The sequence below is a fragment of the Parvibaculum sp. genome (genome assembly GCF_049651025.1).
In the GTDB taxonomy this organism is placed as follows: domain Bacteria; phylum Pseudomonadota; class Alphaproteobacteria; order Parvibaculales; family Parvibaculaceae; genus Parvibaculum.
This window is the reverse complement of record NZ_JBASBH010000062.1, coordinates 25,056-46,500: the sequence shown is the minus strand read 5'-3', so window position 1 is coordinate 46,500 and position 21,445 is coordinate 25,056. Positions and strand designations below refer to the sequence as shown.

Here is a 21,445-nt window from a genome sequence, read left to right as displayed (position 1 = left end):
AGGGCTTTGGCGGCCTCCGGCCTAGTGTCTTAAGTTTTACGATGGATTGGCGGTCAGGATTTGTCCGTTGGACCTTCGCGGCGCTATTGTGGCGGGATAATAATTCTTGAGGACAGGTCATGCCGGAAGCTGCGGTGCCATCGCGCCAGAAACTCGTTACAGCCTGTGTGCTGCTGATCGGCGACGAGGTGCTTTCCGGGCGGACGCGCGATTCAAATCTTCCCTATATCGCAAAGCATTTAAACCAGATCGGCGTTCAGGTGCGCGAGGCGCGCATCATTCCCGATATCGAGGCGGAGATCGTCGCCGCGGTCAACGAGGTGCGCGCGCGCTACGATTATGTGTTCACGACCGGCGGCATTGGGCCGACGCATGACGACATAACGGCGGATTCGGTCGCCAAGGCTTTCGGCGTGCCCATAGGCCACCATCCGGAGGCGCTTGCCATTCTGGACGCGCATTACAAGGAAACGGGCGGCGAATTTACCGACGCGCGCAAGCGCATGGCGCGCATCCCTGAGGGCGCGTCCCTGATCGCCAATCCCTTGAGCAAAGCGCCGGGCTTTCAGATCGGCAATGTCTTCGTCATGGCCGGCGTGCCAATGGTCATGCAGGTCATGCTGGACAGTTTGACGGCGCGGCTGGAAGGCGGGGCGACGATGCAAAGCCGCACGGTGAGCGCGCAAGTAGGCGAAGGGCAGATTGCCGAGAAGCTCGGTCAGTTGCAGCAGCGCTACCCGGAGATTGGAATCGGCTCCTATCCCTACTACCGGGGCAAAATATTCGGGACGAGTCTCGTCATGCGCGGCACGGACCCGGCAACGCTCGACCGCGTCGTCGAAGAAGCATCGGAATTGCTGCGAGGCTTCGGTGCGGAACCCATCAGCGGCGATCCGGTCTGACGTCCCCCGGATTGTCGCCATTTTGCAACAGATTCACCCCGACATTACGAAAGATTCAGCTTTCAAACCGTGACTAGGGGATACAATCTAGGCAGAGTCAGTTACAGTTTCCGCCTGACAGGATCTAAAGTTCGCCGAAAAATGTCCCGCAAGGGGCGCCGCTGGGGGGCATCTTAGATCTTGAAAAAATAAGGCTTGAGAACGAGTTTTGGGTCAGCGATACCCGGAGGGAGAGACGCTAATGAAGAAGATGGTTGGAATTTTGGGTCTTGCAGTCGGCGCGACCATGATGCTGTCCAGTTCGGCCTTTGCGCTGGACTCAAGCTTCGACGCCATGTCGAAGGCTGGCAAGCACAGCTTCTACGTCTGGTGCACCGGCGGCAAGAGCAAGGTCGAGAGCGCCGATGGCGCGAACGCCAAGGAAGCTCAGGCGAAGCTCGCCGCTTCCGCCGGCAATAGCTGCTGGCCGGTTTGGCAGGGCCTTGAGGGCTAATTGCCTCTCAACCTGCGAAATTCAACGGCGGTCCCTCGGGGCCGCCGTTTTCTTTTGTGCCAAACAGACGCCGCTGCTGCGTTGCGCGGATCAATTCAAGCGGGCATATGTGGGGGCATTACTAGGCGGGCCCCTTGGCGAAACTGGTATACGCAGCAGACTTAAAATCTGCTTCTCGTAAGGGAGTGCGGGTTCGAGTCCCGCAGGGGCCACCAGTTCGATCGGTTCGTGGCGACAACTTGCGCGCGGGTCTTCATGACAGACAAAGAGACCGTCGACGAAGCCACGGAATCACGCACGCAGCGCATGCTTTCGATTCTGGGGCCGGGGCTTACGACGGGGGCGTCTGACGACGATCCAAGCGGCATCGCCACTTATTCGCAGGTCGGTGCGCAGTTCGGCTATGGGCTTGCCTGGACGCTGGTGTTCAGCATGCCGCTGATGATTGCGATACAGGAAATCAGCGGGCGCATCGGGCGCGTTTCGGGGCGCGGGATCGCAGGCAATCTTCGTCTGTATTACCCACCATCCGTTCTTTACGCCATCGTTTTCCTGCTTGTCGTTGCAAACACAATCAATATCGGCGCGGATCTCGGCGCGATGGCGGCAGCGTTGAAGTTGCTGATAGGCGGGCCGGTGCTTGTCTACGTGGTGCTGTTTGGAACCTTGAGCGTGATAGCAGAGGTTTTCATCAGCTATGCGCGCTACGAGCCAATTCTGAAATGGCTGACGATTTCATTGCTTGCTTATGTGGCAACGGTTTTTGTTGTCGATGTGCCATGGGGGCATGTCGTTCAACTGATCGTCTTGCCGTCCGTTGTTTTCGATGCGAGCTATTTCACAGCCATTGTCGCGATCTTCGGCACGACGATAAGCCCCTATCTTTTCTTCTGGCAGGCGGAGCAGGAGGTGGAGGAGACAGAAGAAAAGCCCGATGAGCGGCCGCTTTTCGACGATCCTGCCTCGGCGCCTCGCGAGTTCCGGCGTATCGACATCGACACCATGGTCGGCATGGTACTTTCCAATGTGATTGCGCTGTGCATCGTCATCACGACGGCGGCGACGCTGCATCTTCACGGCATTACCGATATCCAGACTGCCGAGCAGGCAGCGCAGGCGCTGAAACCGATTGCGGGGCATTTTGCCTTCGCAATTTTCGCCATCGGCATTATCGGCACGGGGCTGCTGGCTGTGCCTGTGCTTGCGGGGTCTGCTGCCTATGCAGTTGGCGAGGCGATGCGCTGGCCGTCAGGTCTTGCGCGCAAGCCGGGCGAGGCCAAGGCCTTTTACGGTGTCGTGGCCGTCGCGACTTTTGTCGGCGTGGCGATGAATTTTTCGACGGCGATCAGCCCGTTCAAGGCACTATTCTGGAGCGCCGTCATTAACGGGCTCGTCGCTGTACCGGTCATGGTGATGATGATGCTGATGACGAGCCGTGAGCAGATCATGGGCGAGTTCACGCTGCCGCGCGGACTGCAGATCATGGGCTGGCTCTCCACCTTCGTCATGGCGCTGACGGCGGCGGGGCTTTTTCTGACGATGTGAAAGGCTGGAGGTCGCCTCGCCTCAGGCGTGCGCCTTGGCGTGGTAGAAAGCGCTTGCGGGCACCGCCTCGCTGGCTTTCAGCGTCGCGTCGAACTTGTAGAGCGTCGAGCAATAGGGGCAGATGCTTTCGACCCCACGACCCATATCGAGAAAAATATGCGGATGGTCGAAGGGCGGGTTCGCGCCGATGCATTCGAACTCCTTGACGCCGATGCGGATTTCAACCGCGCCTGCGTCATTGGTGAACTTCGGTGTGCCTTCGCCGTGCATTGGATCATCCTCGTCGTCTGGATTGGGCGCTAAGCTAGTCTGCCACGCCGGGCTTTTCCAGCCGAAACTCGACTCGGGCCTAAGGCATATGGACGCTGCGTAATGAGGGCTTGGCCCTCGTTTCGGCGTTCGGCATACTCAATGCGGCGGAGCGAGGGGGGCGCGAAGACCTTTCCGGAGCCGCGAGATTTTCGGGAGGATTCATGTCGGCTGGAATGGCGGGGCGCGAAGCGCCCCTATCGCGTTGGACTTTGCTGGCGTTCGCGTTTCCTGCGGCGCCAATTTCAGCCATGGGCTTGCCGCTCGTTGTGCATCTGCCGCCGTTCTATGCCGGGTCGCTCGGGCTCGGGCTGACCGTTGTCGGCGCGATCTTCATGCTGGCGCGCTTCTGGGACGTGATCACGGATCCGGTGCTGGGCGTCGTCTCCGACCGGTTTGAAACAAGATGGGGCAGGCGGCGGCACTGGATCGTGCTGTCTGTGCCGATCATGATGCTGTCGGTCTATATGATCTTCATGCCCCAGGGGCCGGTGACGGCGGGCTATCTCGTCTTCTGGCTATTCGTTCTCTATGTGGGCTGGACGCTGCTCACCATCTCGCATATCTCCTGGGGTGCCGAGCTGACGCCCGACTATCATGACCGGTCGCGTGTGCAGGGCGCGCGTGAATTGCTGTTGATCATCGGCATGGTCTGCGTGCTGGCGCTGCCCGCTGTGATCGAACTCGCCAACCCCGAAAATCTGGCTGCTGCGCGCGTCGCCTCGATGGGATGGTTCGTTCTCATTCTGCTGCCGATTTCCGTCGCCGTCGCGGTCTGGAAAGTGCCGGAGCGCAAGGCGCCGCGGCCCGAGCATGTGCCGTTCGGGCAGGCGGTGAAAGTTCTGATCGAGAACCGCCCGCTGCGTTTCGTGCTGCTCGCCGATCTCATCTCCGGTGTCTCCGGCGGCATTGTCGCAAGCTTGTTTCTCTTTCTCGCCGAGGACGTGTTGAGGCTCGGCAAGTTTTCCAGCGCGCTGCTGCTTTGCTATTTCATATCCGGCGTGATGTTCATTCCGCTCGTTCTCTGGATCAGCCGCCGTTTCGGCAAGCACAGGACGGCAGCGGGTTCGGCGCTTTTCAACGCGATCACAGTGCCGCTCATTTTGCTGATCCCTGCCGGCCATCCGGAGTTGGCGCTTGGCGCCTTCCTGTTGTTTGGCGTCAACATGGCGGCGGGCCCGTTCCTCTTCCGCTCGATCATGGCGGATGTTGCCGATCATGACTCCGTGCAAACGAAGCAGACGCGTACCGGGCTTTTCTTTGCGATGCTGACATCGACGAACAAGGTGGGCGCCGCTGTTGCGATTGGCCTTTCCTACATGATGCTCGACGTGGTCGGCTTTGTTCCCGGCGGTGAAAACAGCGCAGCCGCTCTGGACGGGCTTCGCGCCGTTTACGTCTGGCCGGCGACGATCATCAGCGCGGCCGTTGCGCTGATCCTGTGGCGCTTCCCGCTCGACGAGGCGCAACAAAAGGCCAATCGCGAAATTCTCGACCGACGGATGCTCGATGCCGCTGCGGCGGCTGTCGAGACGCGCACGCTGCACCCCGGCGATGCGCAATCATCCGGCGCACCTGCCGACTGATACTTCAACGGGACATTCGTCGCCGTTGCTCTCACTCCAGGAGCTAACCGGCTATGGCCGACCCTAAACTTTCCGCGATGAGGCTGCTCGCATTCTCCGGGCCGTCCATACCCATCGCTGCGCTTGGACTGCCACTAGCTGTTTATCTACCGCCTTTTTATGCGGGATCCATGGGGCTTGGTCTTGCGGCGGTCGGCACGATCTTCATGCTGGCGCGGCTTTGGGACGTGGTTGTCGATCCGGTACTTGGAATTTTATCCGACAGATTTATCACCCGCTGGGGACGGCGTCGGGTCTGGGTCGTGCTCTCCGTGCCGATCATCATGGTGTCGAGCTATTACATCTTCATCCCCACTGCGCCGGTGACTGCGGAATATCTGCTCTTTGGCCTCCTGGGACTTTATCTCGGTTTCACGATGATCCTGCTTGCCCATATGTCGTGGGGCGCGGAACTCAGCGACGAATATAACGAGCGCTCGCGCATTCAGGCCTGGCGGGAAGGGCTGACGACGCTTGGTGTGCCGCTGGTTCTGATGCTGCCTGCGATCATTGAAAAAGTCGGCGGCGAGAATGTTGAAACCGACCGCGTTGCCGTCATGGGCTGGTTCATCATTATTGCGCTGCCGCTGACGGTGCTGCTCGCCATCTTCAGCATGGGGGAGCGTGAGGTCAGGCCGCAGCCGAAAATTTCATTGGCCAAGGCGATCGGGCCGCTGTTTTCAAATCATGCCTTGCAGCGTCTCGTCGTATCCGATCTGGCAAGCGGCTTCTCCGGCTCGGCGCTTGGCGCGATGTTCATCTATGAAGCGACCTATGTCTGGCAGGTCGGAAATTATGCGAGCCTGTTGCTGCTGCTTTATTTTTTCGCGGGCGTCGGCTTCATTCCGGTGGTGCTGAAACTCAGCTATCGCTTTGGCAAGCATCGCACCGTGATCGGAGCGTCGCTCTTCAACGTCATTTTTGTGCCGACGCTGTTTCTCATTCCGCCGGGGAATATTCTTGTCGCCTCGCTTGTGCTGGTATTTCTCGGCGTCAATGTCGCCAGCCTGACGGTGCTTTATCGTTCGATCATGGCCGACATCGGCGACTATGACGAAGTGCATACGGGGCAGCGGCGCACCGGGTTGTTCTATGCGCTGCTCACCTTCACCGCGAAGGTCGGCAGCGCCATTGCCATCGGCGTTGTCTATTGGGCGCTCGATTTCATCGGGTTCAATCCGACAGGCACGAACAGCGCGGAGACGCTTCAGCACGTCAATATTCTTTATGTGGCTGTGCCGTTCTTCTGCAATCTCTTCGTGATGGCGGTGATGTGGAATTTCCCCATCGGCCTCAAGGAGCAGCAGGAACTCCGCAAGATCCTCGACGAGCGCGTCGTCGAGGAAATTGAGAGCATGGAGATGCCGCCGCTGCAGTAGGCCTAGTGGCCGCCGCAGCCGCACCCGCCGATAAGCGCGTTTCCATGGGCGTCATAGGCGCTGGCAACGGAGCGCGCTGAGGCGTCGGCGCTTGCGGCGAACTCGTCTCGAGCCGCTTGGCGCAAGCTTGCGTCCGTCATGAAGTCGAGTGCCGTCATGGCAAGCGCTTTCGCGCCATCGATGCATGCTTTGTCGCCAAGTTCGCCGCCCGCCCAGCGTGCGAATTCGGGATTGTGAATGACGACATTCGGCGGCGCGCAGGAGATCATCGGATGGATCGAGGGCACGCGATGGCTGACATTGCCCATATCCGTGCTGCCCGCCGACCCGCCCGGCAGTTTTTCAAGCGGGAAGAATTTGCGACCCACGGTATTCATGTTCGCTTCGTATGAACGCGCGATCGGCATACTGGTCTTGAGGTCGAGGTAGTCGGCCATGGCCCATTTGATTTCGACCGTGCAGCCGGTTGCCAATGCGCCCGCCTCGAAGCAGGCCTGCACGCGCTTCTTCAGTGCCGCGAGTTCTTCGGCTTGTGCCGCGCGCACATAGAAGAAACCCTCCGTCTCGTCCGGCACGATGTTCGGCGCATTGCCGCCCTTGGTGATGATGCCGTGAATGCGCTCGGTCGATTTGATGTGCTGGCGAAGCTGGGCGATGGATTGGTAGGCGGTGATGAGAGCGTCAAGCGCATTGAGACCGGCATGCGGAATGGCGGAGGCATGGGCGCTCTTGCCCTTGTAAACGACGACGACTTCCGAAACGCAGATGCAGGGCATGGTGATGAGGTCGATGCCTGCTGGATGCACCATCATGGCGGCGTCGAGGCGGTCGAACGCGCCTTTCTGCGCCATCAATTCCTTGCCGCCGCCACGCTCTTCGGCGGGCGTGCCGAGATAGCGAACGCGGCCGGGAAGGTTTTGCCCGAGCTTTGCAAGCGCCAGCGAAGCGCCGAGGCCCGTCGTTGCAATGATGTTGTGGCCGCAGGAGTGGCCGATGCCGGGCAGGGCGTCATATTCCGAAAGGATTGCGACTTCGGGCTTGCCCTCGGGGCCAAAGCTCGACGCATAGGCGGTCGGCAGGCCGAAGGCGCCGCGCGTTACGGAGAGGCCCGCGGCTTCGATACGCGATGTCAGGAGTTTGGCGGCCTCGAATTCCTGAAAGGCGAGTTCGGGTTTTGCGTGAATTGCGTGGCTCACCTCGATGAGCGCGGGTGCCATCGCGTCGATCGCATCACAAACTTCACGTTTCAAAGTTGCAACTGTCATTGTTCATCCTCCCGATTTTGGTGAATTCTAGCCCCGCGCCGCGCATCTTTCCACCTGTCGTTCCTGTCCCTAGACTGGAGCGATTGTTTGAGAGGTGTCCCATGAAATATTTCGACTCCGACGGATTGAAACTTGCCTATCGCATGGTGGGTGAAGGCTCGCCGATTGTGCTCGTTCACGGGTTTGCCTCGACGCATGAGGTGAACTGGGTGGCGACCGGCTGGTCGCGTGCGCTGGTCGATGCGGGGCGACGCGTCATCATGCCGGACGGGCGCGGACATGGTGCGAGCGACAAGCCGCATGACGCTGCCGACTATACGCTTGAGGCGATGGCAGGCGATGTCATCGCATTGATGGATCATCTGGGTGAGCCGGGCGTCGACCTCATGGGATATTCCATGGGGGGTATGGTGTCACTGGTGGCGGCTGCGACGTGGCCGGAGCGTTTTGACAGGGTGATCGCGGCGGGCGTCGGTGAGCGGCTGCTCGACAAGGACAAGGAATCCGCTTCGGTTGTCGATGCTTTGCTGACTGACGATCCGTCGTCGATCCATAGCCCCGGCGCGAAGCTGTTCCGCACCTTTGCCGATCAGAACAAGCAGGACCACCTCGCGCTTGCCGCTTGTTTTGAGGCGGTTCGCGATGATTTTCCGGCAGACAGCCTTGCGCGCATTACGCGGCCCGTGCTGATCGTTGCGGGGGAAACCGACGATCAGGCCGGACCAGCCGCGCCGCTTGCCGCGCGCATACCCGGCGCGACGAGCTTCACGGTGCCCAAACGCGATCACATGCGAACCGTCGGCGATCACGCCTATAAGGACGCGGTGCTGAAGTTTCTGGAGGAGTGAGGGGAAAATATTTCTGCTGTCATCCCGGGCTCGTTCCGGGATCCAGAGCCACAAACGCAGCGTGCGCGGCCCCTGGACCCCGGGACAAGCCCGGGGTGACAAATAATTGAAACTACCTCGCCACCAGCGGCGCGAAGCCCAGATGCATTCCTGCGTCGGTGATGAGCGTTTCGCCGGTGATGTGGTCCGAGCCTTCGCCGGCAAAGAACACGACGGATGTCGCGATGTCGTGCGGCGTGCCAGCGCGGGCGAGCGGGGTGGAGGCTTCCTGCTGCTTGATGATTTTCTTGTACTGCTCCTCGCCGAAGCGGTCGGAGAACCAGCGCGTGCCGATGAAGCCGGGGCAGACGGCGTTGACGCGGATCACGGGTGCGAGCGAACGGGCGAGCGAGAGCGTCATGGTATTGAGCGCGCCCTTGGACGCTGCATAGGCGACGGAGGAACCGATGCCGGTGACGCCCGCGATTGACGAGATGTTGACGACGGAGCCCTTGCCCGTCTTTTTCATTTCGGGCGCGCAGGCGCGGATCATCTGATAGGCACCGACGACATTCACCTTGTAGATCCAGAGGAAATCCTCCGCCGTCAGTGCGTCGAGATCGGAGTGGCTTGCGAACTGCGTGGTGCCAGCATTGTTGACGAGAATGTCGATGCGGCCCCATGCGTCGACGGCAGCCTGCGCGATTTTCTTGCAGTCGTCGTCATTGCCGACATCGCCCTGGGCGAGAATGGCGTCAACGCCCTTGGCCTTGCAGAGGGCGAGCGTTTCTTTCGCTTCCTTTTCGCTCTTTGTGTAGTTGATGACGACCTTGCTGCCGCGTTCGGCCAGCATGATGGCAACGGCAGCGCCGAGGCCGGTGGCCGAGCCGGTAACGATCGAAACCTTGTCCTTGAGTGTCATGTGAGCTCCCCGGAGGTATGAGTTTTGCGGAGAGTGTAGCGGCTCGGGCGGCTCAGGCCCACAAGCGAGATGCGCCTCTGACTACTCGTCAGGCGGGAAATGGAAGGCGGCCAGGATCAGCTTGTCGGCGAGGCGGTCGCGTTTTTCCGGCGCGGTCGTCAGTTCGATGCAGACGAGGTTGTCTTCGTGACGGACCGCGCGGCCAAGGGCGCAGCCGACATTCGGCACATCAAGCGCGAGCTGCGCGCCAAGCGCGGGGAGGGGCAGGCATTCGACAAGGGCCCCGGTCGCCGACATTTCATGGACGATGCAATCGCTGTCGACGCCCGCAAAGACGATGCGGCCCTCAATGCGTGTACCAATACGTCGAAAGCCGCGGCGGTCGCGGGCTTCATCGGTGCTGACAGGGGGCAATTCGGAGTGTTTCGGCATGGGCATCGTCCCGGACCGGAGCGGTCCGGGAGCGAGCCTAGGCGCGGATGGTTGCCAAAACGTTTCCGGCTTCAGGCGCCTTGTTTCGGCAGGTCCGCCAGGAAGTCGCCGATGACTTTTTCGAAGTCGATCCGCTTGCCGAGCGTGGCCATCGGGCCCGCCGTCAAGCCGCCATCGACGGCGATGGTCTGGCCGGTGACGAAGCTCGATGCGTCGCTTGCGAGGAACAGGGCCGTTTCGGCGATGTCGCTGGGCAGGCCGGAGCGCGGCGTCGGCTGGATTTTGGCGAGGTGGATTTTCATCACTTCGGCGAGCTGGTCGGCAACCTGCGTGCCGAGGCCCAACCCCGAGCCGAAGATCGAGGTGGCGATGCCGCCGGGGCAGATCGCATTCGAGCGGACGAAATGCGGCGCGAGTTGCAGCGCGGCGCAACGCGAGAAGTGATGCACGGCGGCCTTGCAGGCGCTGTAGACGAGGGGGCCGTAGCCCGCCTGCAATCCGGCGACAGAGGCCGTCGAGATGATGCTGCCCGACTGCTGCTTCGTCATATGCGGCACGGCGTATTTATAGCCGAGCACGACGCCTTTCAGCAGTACGCCGACGGTTTCGTCAAAGCCGTTCATGTCGATCTCGTGCAACTCGCCGCCGACGCCGCCATAACCGGCATTGTTGAAGAGTACGTCGAGGCGACCGAACTTGCCGACCGTGTGGTCGACCAGATTTTTTACTTCGGCTTCGATGGCGACATTGGCGCGGCAATAGGAGAAGTTTTCTCCCAGCTCGCGCTCCATCGCTTCGCCCTTGTGATCCTGAAGATCGCCGGCGACAACTTTCGCGCCTTCCTTCAGGAACAGATCGACCGTGCCGCGACCGATGCCGCTGGTGCCGCCTGTGATGATTGCAACTTTGCCTTCTAGTCTTCCTGCCATGATTTTCTCCCTGTGGTGTTTTCTGGTTTTTTGTCAGCGGCCCTTGAAGACGGGCTTTCTCTTTTCCATGAAAGCCGTGCGGCCTTCTGCATAGTCTTCGCTCGCAAAACAGCGGGCGATCAGTTGGTCGCAATAGTTGGCATCGAAATTTTCGGGTGCCTTGCGCGTTTCGTCGACGATCTTTTTCGCCGTCATGACCGTCAGCGGCGCGTTGTCGCCGATGATGGCGCAGGTCGCTCGCGTCTCGGCCTCGAGCGCCTCGCGCTTGAAGACGCGATTGATGAGGCCCATGCCATGCGCTTCCTCATGCGTGAAGCGTCGCGCGGTGAAGAAGATTTCTTTCGCGTAGGCGGGGCCGACGACATCGACAAGACGGCGCGTGCCGGAGGATGCATATGCGAGGCCGAGTTTTGCGGCGGGTATGCCGAAGGTCGATCCTTCGGCGGCGAAACGCAGGTCGCAGGAGAGCGCGATGCCAAGGCCGCCGCCGATGCAGTAGCCGTCGATCATGGCGATGGTCGGGCGCTCGGCACGGGCGATGGTTTCAAAGGCGATCATGGTTGCGTCTTCATAAGTGATGACGCTAGCCGGATCGCCGCGCTGGGCCTCGAACTGGGAAATATCCGCGCCTGCGACGAACGCTTTCCCGCCTGCGCCGGTCAGCACGATCACCTTGATTTCAGGGTCGGCCTCGAAGTCGGCGATGATTTTCGGCACCGCCTCCCACATGTCGAGGCTGACGGCGTTGAGGCGCTCGGGATTGTTGAAAATCATCCAGCCGATCGCGCCGTCTTTTTTCGCGATCATGCGAGGGGTGGGAGAGGGCATGGGGGCTCCGGTCAGTTCACGCTTTTCACTTCTTCGTCATACGCGGGCTTGCCCCGCGTATCCACGTCTTCCTTGCTTCATCACATAAAGAAAGACGTGGATGGCCGGGTCAAGTCCGGCCATGACGATAAGAAAAAGCGTGGGCACTATACCGACGCGACGCATTCCAATCTGGGCTCGCGGACCTCCGGCAGATTGTCCTTCAGGTCCGCAAGCAGGTCGGACTTGAGAGACGCATAGGCCGGGTCGTTCCAGAGATTCCGCCATTGCTGCGGATCGTTCTTGTGGTCGTATAGCTCGCCTTCGCTGCCGTCATAAAGCGTGCCGGGCAGATAGGCGGTGATGGTGTAGCCGTCGCGATAGATGGTGCGAAGGCCGACCGTCGTGCCATCGACATGCGTGCAATCCCATTCGGTGAAGACACGCTCGCGACCCTGTGCTGCGGCTTCCGTTTCCGTTTGCGGCATGGGTTTGCCTTGCATCCAGTCCGGTACGGGCAGGCCCGCGATCTGGCAAAATGTCGGCGCGAGATCGACCTGGCCGACGGGGGCTTCGACGCTGCCGGATGCGACGCCCGCCGACTTCGCCGGACGCCAGATCATCGGCAAGCGCATCAACGCATCGACGTGATAGGGCCCCTTGAAGAGCAGGCCGAACTCGCCCTGAAACTCGCCATGGTCGGTTGTGAAGATCACGTCCACATCATCGCCCCAGCCGCGCTTTGCAATCGCTGCCATGACTTTCGCCACCGCCTCGTCGATCAATTCATTTTCGACATGGGTGAAGGCGTTGATCTCGCGCACCTGATCGGCGGTCATGTCGCAAGCGCGGAACTCGGGCGGTGCTTCGAAGTTCGTCACGCGCTCGCCCTTGTACCACTCCATCCAGTGGCGCGGCTTGCCCGCCAGCACTTCCTCGATCTTGGCTTTCGAGCCGGGATAGAATTCCGGCATCGGTGTTTCTTTCCACGGGTGGCGGCCAAGCTCGCTCGCGGGCGGATCCCACGGGTGATGCGGATCGGGAAAGCTCATCCAGCAGAACCAGTCGTCATCGGCCTTGATGCTGTCGAGCCAGGCGATGGTGCGGTCGGCGACCCAGTCGGTGTGATAGTGCTCGCGCGCAACCTGATTGAAGTGCAACTGGCAGCCGCCCGTTTCGCCGCCGCCTGCTGCGTTCACTTGAAATTTCGCATCGAGGTTTGGATAGAACTTTATGAAAGCATCCGGGTCGTGCGTCTTCAACCATTCGGCGTAATGCAGGATCAGCGGCGAATGGCTTGCAAGCTCCATATGCTCGAAGCCACGATGGGGCCCGTACTCGCCGAGCCGCGCCATCTGGGTCTCATAGAATTGCTGCTTGAAATCCAGCATCGGCTCGAAATGCGCCTTGCCGATCAGCGCCGTGCGATAGCCGCCCTTTTCGTGGAGATATTGCGCGACACTCGGCGCATCGACGGGAAGGGGCACGCCGTTCATCCAGACGCCATGCGTCGAGACATACTGGCCGGTGATCATGGTTGAGCGCGCGGGCATGCAGACGACGTTCTGATTATGCGCGCGCGTATAATTGATGCCGTTCGCGGCAAGTGCATCGATCGCCGGTGTTCGCGCCACCTTGCCGCCATTCGCGCCGATCGCGTCGAAGCGCATCTGGTCGGTGGTGATGAAAAGGATTTTCCGGGCCATCGTGTTTCCTTTATCCGGCTTGGCGACCAATGGATTAATGAAATCAATTAATTTTTAGATGGTGGAGGACGCGGCGGCAAGCCCGATTTGATCTCAGGCCTCGCCTTTGAGGAAGTGGATCATCGCCGGCAGCGCTTCGCGATCCTGAAGCATGAACAGATGCCCACCATTGAAGAAGCGGAGTTCGGCGCCCGGAATGCGGCTCGCCATTTTCTCCTGTGTCTCGGGTAGGGCAATGCCGTCCGTTCGTCCGGCGCAGATCAAGGTCGGGCAGTGGATCTGGTCGAGGCGGTCCCACGCATCATGGGCGGCGCGGGCTTCGAGTTGGCGGCGTTGGCCCATGGCGTGGCCGGGTTCGTCGGCATAGGGATCGGCGGCGGCGAAGGCGACGAATTGTTCGTAGAGGGCGGGATTGGCTTTGGCCCAGGCCGCATCGCGCGTCGTGTCGGAGATGCCGATCATGTGGCGGGCGCGGTCTTCGCGGCTCATGTGCTGGAGCGTGTGGAGGGGATAAGACGCGCCGCCTTCTCCGCCGGGTGAGGTGCAGGCGAGCACGAGCCCTTCGACCATATGAGGATGGCGGATGGCGAGTTCCTGCGCGACCATGCCGCCGAAGGAGACGCCGACGACAAGGGCGGAACCCCAGCCTATGGCGGCCATGAGGCCCACGGCGTCGTCGGCATATTCGGCCATTGTGTAGGGGCGGTCGGGCTTGGACGTGCGGCCCAGCCCCCGCTGGTCATAGGCGAGGGTGTCGAAATGCTTGGGGAAGGGGCCATCCATGACGTTCGGCTTTGCCCTGAGGTCGCTGCCTGTGCCGGAAATAAAGAGCAGGCGCGGGCCGTTTCCGGCGCGTTCATAGTAAATTTCGATGTCGCGGACGTTCGCGGTCGGCATCGGATTTTCCCTTACAAATTTTGTCGGAGGCGACCATATCATCTGAGCCGGGCGGCGAAACGGCACGGTTGCTTGCCAGATTTTTTTAGTTCTCTTTCAGAACTTGGTGTAAATCTGTTTTTGCGCTCGTTATAAAGGTCGCCATGATGCATTGGCTCGCCGGCCCACGCGGTGGGGCGGTTTTGAGGTCAGTAGGGAGCATCGCATGTCGAAGTCTGTGGAAAGAAGCCGCGCCTCGGAAGCGCTCACAGTGTGCGATCCCGTTTGGGAGCGTTTGCGGGCCGAGACACAGGAAATGGCGCTGAGCGAGCCCGCGCTTGCGAGCTTCCTGCACGTCACCGTGCTTCATCACCGCAATTTCAATGCATCGCTTAGTTATCAGCTGGCGCAGAAGCTCGGCACGACCGAGGTTCGGGCGATGCAGCTTCGCGAGATTTTCGAGGAAGCGCTGAAGGAAGATCCCTCCATCGGCGAAGCGGCGCGTGCGGATATCGTCGCCTATTACGAGCGCGATCCGGCATGCCATTCCTATGCGCAGCCGCTGCTGTTCTTCAAAGGCTATGTGGCGTTGCAGAGCTATCGCATTGCCCATTGGCTCTGGATGAAGGGCCGCCGCGCCATGGCGCTTTATCTGCAAAGCCGCGTTTCCGATCTCTTTGCCGTGGATATTCATCCGGCGGCGCGGATTGGCAAGGCCGTGTTCATCGACCATGCGACAGGCATCGTCATCGGCGAGACGGCGGTGGTTGAGGATGAAGTGTCGATGCTGCATGGCGTGACGCTGGGTGGCACGGGCAAGGAAAGCGGCGACCGGCATCCCAAGATTCGTCGCGGCGTTCTTATCAGCGTCGGCGCGAAGGTGCTGGGCAATATCGAGGTCGGCGAATATAGCCGCATCGGCGCGGGTAGCGTCGTGCTGCATGACGTGCCGCCGCATTGCACGGCGGTCGGTGTGCCGGCAAAGCTCGTCGGTTGCGCGGGCTGCGACAAGCCGAGCCATGAGATGGATCAGATGATTCAGAACTCGGATGCCGGCAGCGGGATTTGAGTTCCGGTTGGCAATAGGGGCCTCGTCCTTCGAGACGCGACGCGTTCCGCATCGCTCCTCAGGATGAGGGTTTATTTCAGAGTTTCGAGCGCCTTAAATCCTCATCCTGAGGAGCGGCGAAGCCGCGTCTCGAAGGACGAGGCCCGTACGCCTTACGGCAATCGATCTTTCAGCGTGTACCAGAGAACGCCGAGCATCAGCCCCGGATAGCGCAGCCATGTGCCGCCGGGGAAGTTCGGCACCTTGATTTCGGCCATGCAGTCGAAGCGTTCGGCCTGGCCTGCAACGGCTTCGGCGATGAGCTTGCCGGCAAGTGTTGCGATGTTGATGCCCTGACCTGAATAGCCCTGCGCATAGATGATGTTCGGTGTGAGGCGGCCGAAGTCTGGGATGCGGGGCATGGTGATCGCCAATGTGCCGCCCCAGGCGTAGTCGATTTTCACATCCACCAGTTGCGGGAAGACGCGCAGCATCGGCTTGCGCACAAAGGCGGCGATGTCATTGGGGAAATGCGCTGAATAATTTTCGCCGCCGCCGAAGAGCAATCGGTTGTCGGCGGAGAGGCGATAATAGTCGATGACGAATTTTGTATCCTGCACGCCGACGTCGTCGCGGATGAGCGCGCGGGCGCGGCTTTCGCCCAAGGGTTCGGTGGCGATGATGAAGTTGTTGACGGGCATGATGCGCCCGGCGATGCGCGGCTCCAGCTTTTCAAGATAGGCGTTGCAGGCGAGCACGACATGGCGCGCGGTGACGGTGCCGTTCGCGGTGCGGATATGTGCGGGGTCGGTATGTGTGATGTCGGTCGCGCGCGTGTTCTCGTAGATGCGCACGCCTTTTGACGTGCAGACGCGCGCAAGGCCGAGACAAAAATTCAGCGGGTGGAGGTGTGCCGCGCCGCTGTCGAGCAATCCGCCGTGATAGCGGGGCGAACCCACCATTTCGTGGATTTCTTCCGGCGGCACATAGCGCAATTTTTCGTAGCCATATTCGCGCGCCATATGCGCTGCTTCGGCTTCGAGCCATGGAGCGTCGCCGCGTTTCCATGCGGCATGGAGAATGCCCGGCTTCAGGTCGCAGTCGATCTCGTATCGCGCGATCAGCTCCTTGACCGTTGCGATGCCGTCTTCCGCCAGTGCCCAGAGACGATGCGCCCATTCGCGGCCGAGCTTTTCTTCGAGCGTGCGCTGGTCCTTGCGATGGCCGGAGCCCAGCTGTCCGCCATTGCGTCCCGATGCGCCAAAGCCGACGCGTTCGGCTTCGAGTACGGTCACCGAAAATCCCCGCTCGGCAAGATGGAGCGCGGCGGAGAGGCCGGTATAGCCGGCACCGATAATGCAGACATCCGCCGTTTCGTCGCCACGCAGGGGCTCACGCCGCGGCATGTCCTTGGCTGTGGCGACGTAGTAGGAGGCGGGGTGTCCGCTCATGCGTGCGCTCAGGCTATTTCGTAGGTCGCTTCGTCATGGCTGTCGGCATGAATGTCGTTCAAATCCATGCAGGCTTCCCACGGCGCACTGTCACGCGTGTCGTCCAGCGCTTCGGCGTCGTTCCATTCGGTATAGAAGGCGACGGACTTGCCATCTTTCCCGGCGAGGACGCGCGAGGAGATGAAGCCCTTGGGCGGGTTGCGGTCCAGCTCGCGTTCAACGTAGCCGCGGAGCTGCATCTGGATATCTTTGGGCTTTGCGGTCTTGTAGCGAATGAGATGTGCGACAGGCATTGAGGTTTCCGTAATCAAGGTGTTTCGACTGTCTATAGCACGGTCCGCTGCCGCTTTCCTCCTTTGCGGAAAGGCTGGCGAGCGGTCACAATGCAAAAAAATATAAACAAGGGAGACGTGCTATGGGGCGGGTAACAGGCAAGGTTGCAATCGTGACGGGCGCAGCCAAGGGCATCGGTGCGGCAAGCGCGAAGGCGCTGGCGCGCGAAGGTGCCAAGGTCATTTGCAGCGATTTTGACGAAGCGGGCGGCGAGGCCCTGGCGGCTGAAATTCAGCGTTCAGGCGGCGAAGCCATATTCGCGGCGCATGACGTCACAGATGAAACGCAGTGGGAGCGCGTGGCGAAGCTTGCGGAGGATCGCTTTGGCGGCCTTCACATCGTCGTCAACAATGCGGGCATTGCGCCCGCGGGCGGGCCCATCGAGGAAAAGTCGCTCGAGGACTGGCGGCATACGATTTCGGTCGACCTCGACAGCGTGTTTCTCGGTTGCAAGCATGCGATCCGCACGATCAAGAAGACGACGGCCAAGGGCGCGACCGGCTCCATCATCAATATTTCATCGATCATGGGCTTGGTCGGCTGGACGAATTCGTCGGACTATAATGCGGCGAAGGGCGGCGTGCGCCTTCTCACGAAATGCGCAGCACTGGAATGCGCGGAAGCGGGCTACGGCATCCGCGTCAATTCGATCCATCCGGGCTATATCGACACGCCGCTTGTGCGCAACGTCATCGATCGTGGTGCAGCCGCTCCCGACGGCGTCGGGGCAAATGAGATGATGCAGATGCTTGTGTCGCTGCATCCGATCGGGCGGCTCGGTGTCGCCGATGAAATCGCTAACATGGTGCTGTTCCTCGCATCCGACGAAGCGTCATTCGTCACGGGCGCCGAATTCGTCGTCGATGGCGGCTATACGGCGCGGTGAGAAACACGAAAGCTTGTTTGCGCCGGGACGTGCAAGCCGTTAAAACCTCGGTCGAAGGGACTTTTCCCTCAACCGAAAGATCATTGGAGACAGACTTTGGATAAGGACGAAATCAAGCGCGTTGAAGCGTATCTGCGTCAGAAGTTTCGCCTGCCGTCCATCTCCGTGTTTAAGCGGCCGAACAAGGATGACTCGGCGGAAGTGAACATCGGTGACGAGTTTATCGGCGTTATCTTCAAGGACGAGGAAGACGGCGAGACGTCTTATGCATTCCAGATGGCAATTCTGGATATCGATCTTCCTGAATAAACGCTTCAGTCTGTGATCGTGCCTTCGAGGTCGTTCGGCAAGCCGGGCGCTTCGAAGGACGTGACGATGCGGATCATCAATTCGTCGATCCGTTGCCACTCGACAAGATGCGCGCGCTTATAGCGATAGGTGAGTGCAAGATTCTGCGTCAGCAGCAGGGTGCGCGTGCAGTTCGGGCTTTCGACGATTTTCGTCGTGTGCTGGCAGAGCAGAAGGACGAGGCGCCCGTCGGTATCCGTACCGACCAGCAGGTCCTGATCCTTGTAGCCGGAGTTGGCTCGGAAGCTGAATTTTTCCAGCCCGGTCGGGCCTTTCTCCGGCTTCGAAGACACAAAAAATTTCGAATAGATTTCCCGTAGCCGACGTTCGGCCGGCAGGATCGATGTGGCCTGATGCAGCTGGAAATAGATGACCTCCGCGTCGGGTGAATTGTCGGTGAATTCGGCCTGACGCTCAGGTGAAAAAGGCGCGAAATCCGGCAGCAGCGCGTGCATGGCAATTTCGGGCTGCGCGCCGCCGCTGCGCTGCGAGGGGTAGCGCGTGTAATTTTCAGGGATCAGGAAGCGCGTGCCGCCAACGACCGCCTCGACCTTGCGTCGTTCGGCGCTGGCGCGTGGGGCATGGCCGAGCAGTTCGCCGGGCGTCGGACCGAAATAGTGATAAAGGAAAAAGCCCGAAAAGGTCGTGACCGCCAGGACGACCAAAGCGGGAAGTATCCAGGCCGGGCGTTCGTGAACGAGCTCGCCGCTTCCCTGCTTCTGTCTCGCCACTGGATGTCGCTCCCTCAATCCTTGCCGGTGCGCTTATAGCAGCCGGAATATTAACGTTGCATACCGTGAGGACAATGCGCTGTTTCGCGATGGCACAGATCGCGCGACGCAATCCGGCACGTGTGGCGCCGGTTTGGAGTGTGTCGACCCAGGTCGACTCCCAACCCATTGATTTTCAAAGAATATTTTTTATCGGCGATGGCTGGCGCGAGTGGTACGGGCTTTGCGGATAAGGACGCATGGCAATGTTCATCGTCAAATCGCTCGTCAGCCTCGCCGTCGTCGCAACCCTCTGGGGACCGACGGAAGCATGGCTTGGTTCTCAGCAGCGGGCAGGTTTAGCCTGTAGTTCGGATTTCGCGGCCTGCCGGGTGGCGGGCACCGTGATACCGCTGGTCGACAGATCGTCCGTTCTCGGACGGATTGCCGAGCAAGCGCGCAACGAACCTGCGGAGGATCTGAAGATCGCGATGCGCGATGTGACGATTGCAGCGATCAAAGGCGTTCGAGGAGCGGCTTTGCCGAAAGAATAATCATGGGCGGGTTCAATCCGATGTCTGAATGGGCAGCATTTCTCTTCTCGACGGCGACAGGCTTCGTCGCGGCTGGTCTGACCGGCAGTTTTTATCGGCTGGTGACGAAGAAGCCGCCGAGTTTTCAGGTGTGGTCGGGATCGATGGCGACGCAGGTTGCCGGGATCATGACATTGGTATTTGCCGGGCCGAATGTCATTTTGCGCAATGCACTCAGGGCGCAGGTTTTCGAGAACAGGCCTCCGGCATGGCTTCTGCTCTCATTTTTCATCGCGCTGATGTGGAGCTTCCTCTCGGGTATCTTTCTGCTCAGTCTTTTTCTGGCCGCTTGACGCCTAGGCGGTGCGGCGGCCACGGAAGCGACGGCCAAGCGTGCCGACGAAACCAGCGCCGATCGCCGCGATGATGGCCCAGCCCCAACCCAGCGCCCATAGAACGAGATTGGCGACGGTCTTGAATGCACGAAGGCTGGTCTTGCCGGTAATGTCGATGATACCGCGCGTTTTCGTTCCGAGTTTGCCGCTCATTTTCGTGATGCGCGCGAGATCTTCTCCGTTATCGACATATTTCAGCAGCCGCACGGATTCAGCGGGTCCAACACTTTTTTCAAGGGCGGCGATATTGCCAAGGACGGGCGCGAGCTTTGCGGTCGAGATGCTTCCGGCATAGTCGGTGATCGCGTGGCGCGTCGCCGAGCTGTCGGCGAGATCGACGCTTCGCAGCGTGCCTTTCAGTTTCTCGAAATTCACGGCTTCGTTCAGAATGCGCGTCATGTCGCGGGCAAAGCTTGTGGTGAGCGTTCCAGCTTTCTTTGCAACCTTGAGCAGCGATACGCCGATGCGGGCAGGGAGTGCGCTTCCGCCCGTTGCTATTGTTGCTGTCGTGGCGGCAAGGCCGACGACCGAGAGGCCGAGGATGAGCTGGGAATATTCCTCGCCCTTCAGCATCTTCGTGCCTTCCTGGCCGATGTCGCGCACGTCGCCGACGACCGTCAGATCGGACGTCACAACGCCGACGAAGGAGGCTGTGTCGTTGCCCTCGCCGGTGACGAAACCTTCAAAGAAACTTCCCGTGTTGCGGGCGACGCGGCGGCCAATGCTCTTTTCGTTTTCGAGGCGCTTTGCCGTGCCTGCTTCGATGGGCATATCGGCATAGGTGGCGATGTCGGCATACATCACCGCATCGTCATAGTCGCCAGCCTCCAGCGCCTTGTCGATGCGGCGGCTGAGTTCGGTGCCGCTCGTCGTCTGCGCAAGCTCGGCGCGGATGAAGGGATCGGCGGGGATGCTATCGTCAGGCACGAAGCGGTCGAGAAGGCCGTTCTGGTAGGCCAGTATGAAGACCACCGGCACCAGAAGAATGAAAATCACCGCGTCGAGAAAGAATTTCATGGATGCCCCGCTGCCGTCCGGGCCAAATAGACCCGCAACCCAAGCTTGCGGCATAGGGCGGCGCTGCGCAACCGGCCTCGCGCCTTTCACTCGTCTGGGCGGGGCGCTCGTGGCATAGTCCGTCCCAAACGTAACTCGATAAAGGAATGATCCGATGGCTATTTTCGCCCTTGGCGAGCGCTCTCCCATCCTCCCGCCCGAGGGAGAATACTGGATCGCACCCAGCGCTCAGGTGATGGGCAATGTGAAGCTCGAGCGCAATGCAAGCATCTGGTTCAACGCTGTGATACGCGGCGATAATGAGCTCATCACCATCGGTGAAAATTCAAACGTGCAGGACGGGTCGGTGCTGCACACAGACCCCGGCTCGCCCATCACCATCGAGGCGAATGTGACCATCGGCCATATGGTGATGCTGCATGGCTGCACCATCGGCGCCGGCAGCCTCATCGGCATCGGCAGCATCATTCTCAATGGAACGCGGATCGGGAAGAACTGTCTCATCGGCGCGAATACGCTGATCGCGGAAGGCAAGGATATTCCGGACAACTCGATGGTGCTTGGTGCGCCGGGCAAGGTGATCCGCACATTGACCGAGGAGCAGGGCGCGGCGTTGCAGCTTTCGTCGGACCACTATGTCCAGAACTGGAAGCGCTATATGCGCGAGCTGAAGCAGATCGATTGAACAGATCAGAAAAAGCCACAGG

General features: G+C 60.4%; 24 protein-coding genes and 1 tRNA gene. 13 read left to right on the top strand and 12 right to left on the bottom strand.

From position 1 onward, the window contains the following. The first annotated feature begins 119 nt into the window (after positions 1–119). From WA943_RS08640 to WA943_RS08625, 4 genes are all read left to right on the top strand, one after another. On the top strand, positions 120–902 hold the full coding sequence (locus WA943_RS08640) for a competence/damage-inducible protein A (protein ID WP_424469464.1): 783 nt from the start codon (positions 120–122) through the stop codon (positions 900–902). Positions 903–1,143: 241 nt separating this feature from the next. After that, positions 1,144–1,395 (top strand): hypothetical protein, encoded by a 252-nt coding sequence (locus WA943_RS08635; RefSeq protein WP_424469463.1) that lies wholly within the window; start codon positions 1,144–1,146, stop codon positions 1,393–1,395. Between the two features lie 128 nt (positions 1,396–1,523). Continuing rightward, positions 1,524–1,610 (top strand) — tRNA-Leu (locus WA943_RS08630). 40 nt (positions 1,611–1,650) lie between these two features. Then, the gene (locus tag WA943_RS08625; RefSeq protein ID WP_424469462.1) at positions 1,651–2,940 is read left to right on the top strand and encodes an NRAMP family divalent metal transporter; all 1,290 of its coding nucleotides are present in this window, start codon (positions 1,651–1,653) and stop codon (positions 2,938–2,940) included. A gap of 21 nt (positions 2,941–2,961) precedes the next feature. On the opposite strand, the gene WA943_RS08620 is transcribed toward WA943_RS08625, so the two are convergent. Next, positions 2,962–3,210, bottom strand: coding sequence for a zinc-finger domain-containing protein (locus WA943_RS08620; protein ID WP_424469461.1), 249 nt, complete (start codon positions 3,208–3,210; stop codon positions 2,962–2,964). A 203-nt stretch (positions 3,211–3,413) separates the two neighbouring features. On the opposite strand from WA943_RS08620, the gene WA943_RS08615 reads away from it, so the two are divergent. Together WA943_RS08615 and WA943_RS08610 are read left to right on the top strand one after the other, a co-directional pair. Continuing rightward, positions 3,414–4,835: an MFS transporter gene (locus WA943_RS08615; RefSeq protein ID WP_424469460.1), complete on the top strand. Its 1,422-nt coding sequence runs from the start codon at positions 3,414–3,416 to the stop codon at positions 4,833–4,835. Between the two features lie 53 nt (positions 4,836–4,888). Beyond that, complete coding sequence (locus tag WA943_RS08610; protein WP_424469459.1) at positions 4,889–6,253, top strand: MFS transporter; 1,365 nt, start codon at positions 4,889–4,891, stop codon at positions 6,251–6,253. 2 nt (positions 6,254–6,255) lie between these two features. Here the strand turns inward: WA943_RS08610 and WA943_RS08605 are convergent, their stop codons facing one another. Continuing rightward, positions 6,256–7,518, bottom strand: coding sequence for a M20 family metallopeptidase (locus tag WA943_RS08605; RefSeq protein WP_424469458.1), 1,263 nt, complete (start codon positions 7,516–7,518; stop codon positions 6,256–6,258). 101 nt (positions 7,519–7,619) lie between these two features. On the opposite strand from WA943_RS08605, the gene WA943_RS08600 reads away from it, so the two are divergent. After that, positions 7,620–8,366: an alpha/beta fold hydrolase gene (locus tag WA943_RS08600; RefSeq protein WP_424469457.1), complete on the top strand. Its 747-nt coding sequence runs from the start codon at positions 7,620–7,622 to the stop codon at positions 8,364–8,366. Positions 8,367–8,478: 112 nt separating this feature from the next. Here the strand turns inward: WA943_RS08600 and WA943_RS08595 are convergent, their stop codons facing one another. The 6 genes from WA943_RS08595 to WA943_RS08570 all read right to left on the bottom strand — a co-directional run bounded on the left by WA943_RS08595 (position 8,479) and on the right by WA943_RS08570 (position 14,038). After that, positions 8,479–9,267 carry an SDR family NAD(P)-dependent oxidoreductase gene (locus tag WA943_RS08595; protein ID WP_424469456.1) on the bottom strand — a complete coding sequence of 263 codons (789 nt, stop codon included), beginning with the start codon at positions 9,265–9,267 and terminating at the stop codon, positions 8,479–8,481. 81 nt (positions 9,268–9,348) lie between these two features. Further along, positions 9,349–9,699 (bottom strand): hypothetical protein, encoded by a 351-nt coding sequence (locus WA943_RS08590; protein ID WP_424469455.1) that lies wholly within the window; start codon positions 9,697–9,699, stop codon positions 9,349–9,351. A 71-nt stretch (positions 9,700–9,770) separates the two neighbouring features. Then, entirely contained in the window at positions 9,771–10,628 is an 858-nt protein-coding gene (locus WA943_RS08585; RefSeq protein WP_424469454.1) for an SDR family NAD(P)-dependent oxidoreductase, read from the bottom strand. A 33-nt stretch (positions 10,629–10,661) separates the two neighbouring features. After that, positions 10,662–11,456 (bottom strand): enoyl-CoA hydratase, encoded by a 795-nt coding sequence (locus WA943_RS08580; protein WP_424469453.1) that lies wholly within the window; start codon positions 11,454–11,456, stop codon positions 10,662–10,664. Between the two features lie 146 nt (positions 11,457–11,602). Continuing rightward, positions 11,603–13,141 carry a sulfatase family protein gene (locus WA943_RS08575; RefSeq protein WP_424469452.1) on the bottom strand — a complete coding sequence of 513 codons (1,539 nt, stop codon included), beginning with the start codon at positions 13,139–13,141 and terminating at the stop codon, positions 11,603–11,605. 93 nt (positions 13,142–13,234) lie between these two features. Beyond that, entirely contained in the window at positions 13,235–14,038 is an 804-nt protein-coding gene (locus WA943_RS08570) for an alpha/beta fold hydrolase (protein WP_424469451.1), read from the bottom strand. A 205-nt stretch (positions 14,039–14,243) separates the two neighbouring features. Between WA943_RS08570 and cysE the strand changes: the two genes are divergently transcribed. Next, positions 14,244–15,086 carry a serine O-acetyltransferase gene (gene cysE / locus WA943_RS08565; protein ID WP_424469450.1) on the top strand — a complete coding sequence of 281 codons (843 nt, stop codon included), beginning with the start codon at positions 14,244–14,246 and terminating at the stop codon, positions 15,084–15,086. Between the two features lie 152 nt (positions 15,087–15,238). Here the strand turns inward: cysE and WA943_RS08560 are convergent, their stop codons facing one another. Then, the gene (locus WA943_RS08560; protein ID WP_424469449.1) at positions 15,239–16,516 is read right to left on the bottom strand and encodes an NAD(P)/FAD-dependent oxidoreductase; all 1,278 of its coding nucleotides are present in this window, start codon (positions 16,514–16,516) and stop codon (positions 15,239–15,241) included. An 8-nt stretch (positions 16,517–16,524) separates the two neighbouring features. Beyond that, a complete protein-coding gene (locus WA943_RS08555) occupies positions 16,525–16,809 on the bottom strand; it encodes a hypothetical protein (protein WP_424469448.1) in 285 nt (94 codons plus the stop codon). Between the two features lie 122 nt (positions 16,810–16,931). Between WA943_RS08555 and WA943_RS08550 the strand changes: the two genes are divergently transcribed. Together WA943_RS08550 and WA943_RS08545 are read left to right on the top strand one after the other, a co-directional pair. Further along, positions 16,932–17,735, top strand: coding sequence for an SDR family oxidoreductase (locus WA943_RS08550; protein ID WP_424469447.1), 804 nt, complete (start codon positions 16,932–16,934; stop codon positions 17,733–17,735). A 96-nt stretch (positions 17,736–17,831) separates the two neighbouring features. Then, positions 17,832–18,044: a DUF3126 family protein gene (locus tag WA943_RS08545; RefSeq protein ID WP_424469446.1), complete on the top strand. Its 213-nt coding sequence runs from the start codon at positions 17,832–17,834 to the stop codon at positions 18,042–18,044. Between the two features lie 5 nt (positions 18,045–18,049). Here WA943_RS08545 and WA943_RS08540 read toward each other — a convergent pair whose 3' ends face one another. Continuing rightward, positions 18,050–18,814: a hypothetical protein gene (locus tag WA943_RS08540; protein WP_424469445.1), complete on the bottom strand. Its 765-nt coding sequence runs from the start codon at positions 18,812–18,814 to the stop codon at positions 18,050–18,052. 239 nt (positions 18,815–19,053) lie between these two features. Here WA943_RS08540 and WA943_RS08535 point away from each other — a divergent pair, with 239 nt between their 5' ends. Both WA943_RS08535 and WA943_RS08530 read left to right on the top strand, forming a co-directional pair. Next, positions 19,054–19,347 (top strand): hypothetical protein, encoded by a 294-nt coding sequence (locus WA943_RS08535; RefSeq protein WP_424469444.1) that lies wholly within the window; start codon positions 19,054–19,056, stop codon positions 19,345–19,347. A 2-nt stretch (positions 19,348–19,349) separates the two neighbouring features. Next, positions 19,350–19,679, top strand: a complete 330-nt coding sequence (locus tag WA943_RS08530) for a DUF6949 family protein (RefSeq protein ID WP_424469443.1) — start codon at positions 19,350–19,352, stop codon at positions 19,677–19,679. 3 nt (positions 19,680–19,682) lie between these two features. Here the strand turns inward: WA943_RS08530 and WA943_RS08525 are convergent, their stop codons facing one another. Next, a complete protein-coding gene (locus WA943_RS08525) occupies positions 19,683–20,738 on the bottom strand; it encodes a hypothetical protein (RefSeq protein ID WP_424469442.1) in 1,056 nt (351 codons plus the stop codon). Positions 20,739–20,892: 154 nt separating this feature from the next. Here WA943_RS08525 and WA943_RS08520 point away from each other — a divergent pair, with 154 nt between their 5' ends. Next, a complete protein-coding gene (locus tag WA943_RS08520; RefSeq protein WP_424469441.1) occupies positions 20,893–21,423 on the top strand; it encodes a gamma carbonic anhydrase family protein in 531 nt (176 codons plus the stop codon). Positions 21,424–21,445 lie beyond the last annotated feature (22 nt).

Excerpts from the sequence above, each read along its gene's own strand:
- WA943_RS08575 (WP_424469452.1), bottom strand. The coding sequence starts at position 13,141 with ATGGCCCGGAAAATCCTTTTCATCACCACCGACCAGATGCGCTTCGAC.
- WA943_RS08580 (WP_424469453.1), bottom strand. The coding sequence starts at position 11,456 with ATGCCCTCTCCCACCCCTCGCATGATCGCGAAAAAAGACGGCGCGATC.
- WA943_RS08525 (WP_424469442.1), bottom strand. The coding sequence starts at position 20,738 with ATGAAATTCTTTCTCGACGCGGTGATTTTCATTCTTCTGGTGCCGGTG.
- WA943_RS08610 (WP_424469459.1), top strand. The coding sequence starts at position 4,889 with ATGGCCGACCCTAAACTTTCCGCGATGAGGCTGCTCGCATTCTCCGGG.
- WA943_RS08620 (WP_424469461.1), bottom strand. The coding sequence starts at position 3,210 with ATGCACGGCGAAGGCACACCGAAGTTCACCAATGACGCAGGCGCGGTT.
- WA943_RS08605 (WP_424469458.1), bottom strand. The coding sequence starts at position 7,518 with ATGACAGTTGCAACTTTGAAACGTGAAGTTTGTGATGCGATCGACGCG.
- WA943_RS08595 (WP_424469456.1), bottom strand. The coding sequence starts at position 9,267 with ATGACACTCAAGGACAAGGTTTCGATCGTTACCGGCTCGGCCACCGGC.
- WA943_RS08560 (WP_424469449.1), bottom strand. The coding sequence starts at position 16,516 with ATGAGCGGACACCCCGCCTCCTACTACGTCGCCACAGCCAAGGACATG.
- WA943_RS08585 (WP_424469454.1), bottom strand. The coding sequence starts at position 10,628 with ATGGCAGGAAGACTAGAAGGCAAAGTTGCAATCATCACAGGCGGCACC.
- WA943_RS08550 (WP_424469447.1), top strand. The coding sequence starts at position 16,932 with ATGGGGCGGGTAACAGGCAAGGTTGCAATCGTGACGGGCGCAGCCAAG.
- WA943_RS08635 (WP_424469463.1), top strand. The coding sequence starts at position 1,144 with ATGAAGAAGATGGTTGGAATTTTGGGTCTTGCAGTCGGCGCGACCATG.
- WA943_RS08640 (WP_424469464.1), top strand. The coding sequence starts at position 120 with ATGCCGGAAGCTGCGGTGCCATCGCGCCAGAAACTCGTTACAGCCTGT.
- WA943_RS08600 (WP_424469457.1), top strand. The coding sequence starts at position 7,620 with ATGAAATATTTCGACTCCGACGGATTGAAACTTGCCTATCGCATGGTG.
- WA943_RS08535 (WP_424469444.1), top strand. The coding sequence starts at position 19,054 with ATGGCAATGTTCATCGTCAAATCGCTCGTCAGCCTCGCCGTCGTCGCA.
- cysE (WP_424469450.1), top strand. The coding sequence starts at position 14,244 with ATGTCGAAGTCTGTGGAAAGAAGCCGCGCCTCGGAAGCGCTCACAGTG.
- WA943_RS08520 (WP_424469441.1), top strand. The coding sequence starts at position 20,893 with ATGGCTATTTTCGCCCTTGGCGAGCGCTCTCCCATCCTCCCGCCCGAG.
- WA943_RS08590 (WP_424469455.1), bottom strand. The coding sequence starts at position 9,699 with ATGCCGAAACACTCCGAATTGCCCCCTGTCAGCACCGATGAAGCCCGC.
- WA943_RS08530 (WP_424469443.1), top strand. The coding sequence starts at position 19,350 with ATGGGCGGGTTCAATCCGATGTCTGAATGGGCAGCATTTCTCTTCTCG.
- WA943_RS08625 (WP_424469462.1), top strand. The coding sequence starts at position 1,651 with ATGACAGACAAAGAGACCGTCGACGAAGCCACGGAATCACGCACGCAG.
- WA943_RS08615 (WP_424469460.1), top strand. The coding sequence starts at position 3,414 with ATGTCGGCTGGAATGGCGGGGCGCGAAGCGCCCCTATCGCGTTGGACT.
- WA943_RS08570 (WP_424469451.1), bottom strand. The coding sequence starts at position 14,038 with ATGCCGACCGCGAACGTCCGCGACATCGAAATTTACTATGAACGCGCC.
- WA943_RS08555 (WP_424469448.1), bottom strand. The coding sequence starts at position 16,809 with ATGCCTGTCGCACATCTCATTCGCTACAAGACCGCAAAGCCCAAAGAT.